This is a genomic window from Fluviicola sp., assembly GCF_030151805.1.
In the GTDB taxonomy this organism is placed as follows: domain Bacteria; phylum Bacteroidota; class Bacteroidia; order Flavobacteriales_D; family Crocinitomicaceae; genus Fluviicola.
This window is the reverse complement of record NZ_JASLCN010000319.1, coordinates 1-5,257: the sequence shown is the minus strand read 5'-3', so window position 1 is coordinate 5,257 and position 5,257 is coordinate 1. Positions and strand designations below refer to the sequence as shown.

The 5,257-nt window shown below is 42.3% G+C and carries 5 protein-coding genes; 2 read left to right on the top strand and 3 right to left on the bottom strand.

Going from position 1 to position 5,257, the window contains the following annotated elements; genetic code table 11:
* Nucleotides 1–1,244, bottom strand: a 1,244-nt coding sequence (locus Q1V93_RS12220) for a sensor histidine kinase (protein WP_300665074.1), incomplete at its 3' end; no start/stop codon positions are given.
* An 88-nt stretch (nt 1,245–1,332) separates the two neighbouring features.
* Between Q1V93_RS12220 and Q1V93_RS12215 the strand changes: the two genes are divergently transcribed.
* Nucleotides 1,333–2,115 (top strand): SDR family oxidoreductase, encoded by a 783-nt coding sequence (locus Q1V93_RS12215; RefSeq protein WP_300665072.1) that lies wholly within the window; start codon nt 1,333–1,335, stop codon nt 2,113–2,115.
* A gap of 64 nt (nt 2,116–2,179) precedes the next feature.
* Here the strand turns inward: Q1V93_RS12215 and Q1V93_RS12210 are convergent, their stop codons facing one another.
* Together Q1V93_RS12210 and Q1V93_RS12205 are read right to left on the bottom strand one after the other, a co-directional pair.
* The gene (locus Q1V93_RS12210) at nt 2,180–3,136 is read right to left on the bottom strand and encodes a phosphoribosylaminoimidazolesuccinocarboxamide synthase (RefSeq protein ID WP_300665076.1); all 957 of its coding nucleotides are present in this window, start codon (nt 3,134–3,136) and stop codon (nt 2,180–2,182) included.
* Nucleotides 3,137–3,162: 26 nt separating this feature from the next.
* A complete protein-coding gene (locus tag Q1V93_RS12205; RefSeq protein ID WP_300665070.1) occupies nt 3,163–4,185 on the bottom strand; it encodes a PhoH family protein in 1,023 nt (340 codons plus the stop codon).
* A 102-nt stretch (nt 4,186–4,287) separates the two neighbouring features.
* Here Q1V93_RS12205 and Q1V93_RS12200 point away from each other — a divergent pair, with 102 nt between their 5' ends.
* Nucleotides 4,288–5,136: an SAM-dependent chlorinase/fluorinase gene (locus Q1V93_RS12200; protein WP_300665068.1), complete on the top strand. Its 849-nt coding sequence runs from the start codon at nt 4,288–4,290 to the stop codon at nt 5,134–5,136.
* Nucleotides 5,137–5,257: the final 121 nt, after the last annotated feature.

Genomic DNA, 5,257 nt, shown 5'->3' with positions numbered 1-5,257 from the left:
GCCAATACTCCTTTTTCTTCCAGGTTCTGAACAACAATCATGTATGTGGTTCCCTTTGTTTCCTTCAATACTTGTTTGTTTCCCTCCAATTGTTCTATTAAGGTGTCGATCAACACCAATCCAAAGGAAGAATGGCCAACCTGGGGCTTCCAAACTCCGTTATCAAAATAGGTAATGCGCAAATGATTCTCTCCTTCCCGTTGAATTTCAATCTGAATCTCAGCATCTACCGTCGTATCATCAAATGCATGTTTAAGCGAATTAGATACCAGCTCATTCACCAAAAGTCCGACCGGAATAAGTGTTTTTAAGCCAATTTTTCCTACCTCTGTTTTGATCTCATAGCCTACCGTTTGCTCCCTGAAACTAAGATTCATAATCTCGTGGATCAATTCATCCAGATAATCGCCAATCCGAATCTGGGATAAGTTATCATTCTGATAGAGTTTTTGATGGATCAGCGACATCGCCATAATGCGATTGATGGATTCCTGAAACAAGGTCTGAAACTCCGGGTTATCGACTTCCTGGCTTTGCATGCGCAGCAAACTCACAACGATCTGCAGGTTATTCTTTACCCGGTGATGGATTTCCCGAACCAACATGGTCTTTTCTTCATTCTGTAAGAGGATTTTTGTATTCTGTTCCTTCACCTGATCGTAAAATTCCAACAGTTTCTTTTCTGAAAAGCGATTCAGCTCCAAAAACAAATAAAACAAGTAAAAGTTTAAGGAAAATGCCGCCATCACTTCGATTAACAACGATATTTTTTGATACATCGTAAGCGCTTTCAGGATCAGAATCTGGTTATTCAGGTGAGCAAAAATAAATACGCCGATTACGCCGATCGATAGCATCAGCAAGATATAGCCCAGTCTGCGCCCCAATGTGAAAAACGCCACGAATACGACTGTCATCAACCACAAGACATCCACCAAATGGAGTCTGCTGTGATAAAACATTAAAGCAAAAGCGACAATGACGTAACCGCCGATCGAATAAATATAAAAGACTAACAAGTAATTGTTGTTATTCGATTTCATCAGAATCAGGCTGGCGATGCTTATAGCAAGTGCCACGGCCATCATACTAAAGCTTTCCATGGACTCAAAATAACGCGTATAGGAAAGAATACTGAATATGATCAGGCACATGATAGACATGCGAAAAGCAAGTTTCACCCGCAATTCTTCAAAGTACGTGATAACTTCACCAGGAACAGAGTCAGATTCTAAATTTTTCAATTGATAGCAGTGTGAATCGAATATACTAAGTTTTTCCAATTTATCAAGAAAATTGTCACTCAAATCTAAATATGTAATTTCGTGTACGATGAAACAGGTAGCTTGGATTACGGGTGCTTCTTCGGGAATCGGAGAAGAAATTTGCAAACAATTGGCGCGAAAAGGGTTGCGCCTGATCTTGTCGAGCAGAAGTGAAGAAAAACTTCTCGCATTGAAAAAGGAACTTCCGAATCCGGAAGAACACCTGATTGTACCTTTGGATTTAGAGCATTCCGAACATTTTCAGGAGTTGGTTAAACAAACGCTGGAACAAACAAAACGCATTGATTATCTGTATAATTGCGGCGGTTTGAGCCAACGTGCCGAAGCCAGTGAAACTTCCATCGAAGTGGACCGCAGAATCATGGAGATTAATTATTTCGGGACTGTTGCACTGACCAAAGCAATTCTGCCTTACATGCAGGCTCAAAAATCGGGGCACATTATTGCAATTTCAAGTATTGCAGGAAAATTTGGCTTCTACCTGCGTTCGGCTTACAGCGCAAGCAAACATGCCATCCAGGGATTTTTCGAAAGCCTGCTTCTGGAAGAGGCGAAAAATCATATTTCCGTAACCATCGCTTGTCCGGGAAAAATCAACACCCCGATTTCGTTAAGTGCTTTGGGGAAAGATGGAAAAGCGCATGGCGAAATGGATCACAACCAGGCAACAGGAATGCCGGTTGAGACATGTGTTTCCATCCTGTTGAAAGCAGTCGATAAAAAGAAGAAAGAAATTCTGATCGGAAATAAAGAAATCAAAGCGGTTACCTTAAAGCGTTTCTTCCCGGGATTATTCTGGAAGATTATTGCGAAGCAAAGCGCAACTTAGAGACAAGAGGCAAGACTTAATGAGTTATTTAAGTCCTGACTCTTGAAATCCTGACTCTTTCTGTCTAGATAATCCCTTTTTCCATCAAAAACATCGCTACATGTGTTTCAATGCGCTTGCTAATATTGGAAGTATCGCTTTTCACGAAGGCAGATCCTGTAATTTTCTCGTACAATTCAATGTAACGTTCCGTGATCGTTTCAACGAATGAATCCGGCAAATCGGGCATCACTTGTCCTTCCAGGCCTTGAAATCCGTTTTCGATCAACCACTGACGCACGAATTCTTTGGAAAGCTGGCGCTGATTTTCTCCTTTTGCCTGACGTTCTTCATAGCCATCTGCATAAAAATAACGCGATGAATCCGGAGTGTGAATCTCATCAATCAAAATCACTTCTCCGTTTCTGATCCCGAATTCATACTTCGTATCGACCAGGATCAAACCTCTTTCAGCAGCCATTTCTGTTCCACGCTGGAATAAAGCACGCGTGTACTCTTCCATTTTTTCGTAGATCTCCTGCGGAACGATTCCTTTTTTCAGGATGTCTTCGCGGGAAATATCTTCGTCATGACCTTCGTCTGCTTTCGTAGCCGGAGTAATAATCGGTTCCGGAAAGCGGTCATTTTCCTTCATTCCTTCCGGTAAAGTAACCCCACAAAGGATTCTTCTTCCCAAGGCATATTCTCTGGCAGCATGACCGGCCAAATATCCTCTGATCACCATTTCCACACGCACAGGCTCACATGCATATCCAACCGCAACAGAAGGATCCGGCGCGCCGATCAGCCAATTTGGAACGATATCGCGAGTTGCCTCAAGGAACATCGTTGCAACCTGGTTCAAAACCTGACCTTTGAATGGAATTCCTTTTGGCAGAATATGATCAAAAGCTGAGATACGATCCGTTGCTACCATCACCATAATATCATTACCGATGGTATACACTTCACGTACTTTCCCCCTGTAAACATTCGTTTGCTTCGGAAATTTGAAATTGGTACTTGTTATTGTTTCGTTCAACATCATCTGAAATTTTGAATCGTATATTACTTTCTTCTTGATTTCGGTTTAGGCTCTTCTTCCCGGTTATTATTGGAGTTTTCTTTCTCAAATTTCTGCGCTTTTTCAATCGCTTCCGCTTTATCGAAGGCGTCAATGATGCGTTTCACCAGGGAGTGACGAATAACATCACTTTGCGTCAAACGGATGATCTCCAATCCTTCCACATCTCCCAGGATATCCAAGGCATAGGAAAGCCCGGATCGCTGACGATGCGGTAAATCCACCTGCGACATATCCCCGGTAATCACAAACTGAGCGGTCTGTCCCATACGCGTCAGGAACATTTTCATCTGCATCACCGTTGCATTCTGAGCTTCATCCAGGATCACAAAAGCCTTGTCGAGCGTTCTACCACGCATAAATGCCAACGGAGCGATCTCAATGATTCCGAATTCGATCATATCCGCCAGTTTTTCCGGTGGAATCATATCTCTCAGCGCATCGTACAAGGGCATTAAGTACGGATCGAGTTTTTCCTTCAGGTCTCCCGGAAGAAACCCCAGGTTCTCCCCTGCTTCAACTGCCGGACGCGTCAAAATGATTCGTTTCACTTCTTTCGCTTTCAATGCCCGAACTGCCAATGCTACTGCAGTGTACGTTTTTCCTGTTCCAGCCGGACCAACGGCAAAAACCATATCACTTTTATTCACCGCCTGAACCAATTTTCGTTGATTGAGCGTTTTCGCTTTGATTTTTACCCCGCCGTTTCCGTGAACCAGGGTTTCTGTTCCGTCGGAAGAGAGCATTGCCGAACCGTCGTCCAACATCAGGTTGTCGATATTATTCTCAGTTAAAATATTGTACTGGTTAAAATGCGCTAAAATCAATTCAAACTTGCGTTCAAACTCTTCCATCACCTCAGGATCACCATGTACTGTCAACTCATTTCCGCGTGAGTTGATCTTCAATTTTGGAAAAAAAGACCGGATGTGTTTCAAATTCGAATTGTTTACTCCAAACAATTCTGCCACATTCACCCCTTTTATTTCGATTTTCTTCTCTGTCAATGTGAATAAATCTTTCGTTTCTAAGTTTCGGTTGTATTATTAACCCGTATTTTTGAAACAAATTTAATTAATTTTTCAACGGATACGGACAGTCTTCATCAAATGGGAATTATCACTCTGACTACAGATATGGGATTGACCGACTACTATGTAGCGGTTTTAAAGGGAAATTTATTCAAATTGGCTCCCGGAGCATCTGTGGTAGATATTACACATCAGGTAAGACCTTTCGATATTGCAGATGCCAGTTATTACATCCAGGCTGCTTTCCAGGAGTTTCCGGAAGGAACCATTCACATCATCGGCGTGGACAGTGAACCCATTATCAATTCCAGCAATGGTGCTTATCCGAGCATCATGTTGTTTAAAGGGCATTATTTCATTTCCAATGACAACGGCGTTTTTGCTTTGATTCTGAAAGGTGAAAAACCGGAAGGTTTCTGGAGAATCGACAATGTGCTTTCCAATCCGAAAGGATTGCGTTTTCCGGTGAAAAATATTTTTGTTCCGACAGCTGCACGCATTCTTGCCGGAGAATCGTTGAACAATATCGGGTCGGAAGAAACTTCCTGGCGCGTTGCGCATACCGTGAATGCCGTGATCGAAGAAAACCTCATCAAAGGTTCGATTGTTCACATTGACCATTACGGAAACGCCATTACGAACATTACCAAAGAAATTTTCGCACGCTTTGAGGATGCTCCTTTTACGATTCTGTTCCGCAAGCGCGAATACTATATTGATGAAATTTCCAGTACGTATAACGATGTTGCCCCGGGAGAACGCCTGGCTTTCTTCAACGACAACAACCTGCTTGAAATTGCCATTAACAAAGGAGCAACCGGAAATGGCGGCGGAGCAGATTCTTTATTCGGGCTCCGGATTCATGATTTGGTTCGGATTGAATTCAATCCGCGCGGATCGGCGAAAACGCTCGACTCTTTATTTTGAGTTTGAAAAGGTTCAAAGAAATTGAAAATGGAGAATGGAAAAGTGAAAAAGGTGTTTAACCAAACAAAACATTTGAACATTTGAACATTTGAACATTTGAACGAAACAAACAAAACTTCAA

Bases quoted from the DNA above. Each gene is read 5' to 3' on its own strand.
- Q1V93_RS12215 (WP_300665072.1), top strand. From the start codon at position 1,333: ATGAAACAGGTAGCTTGGATTACGGGTGCTTCTTCGGGAATCGGAGAA.
- Q1V93_RS12200 (WP_300665068.1), top strand. From the start codon at position 4,288: ATGGGAATTATCACTCTGACTACAGATATGGGATTGACCGACTACTAT.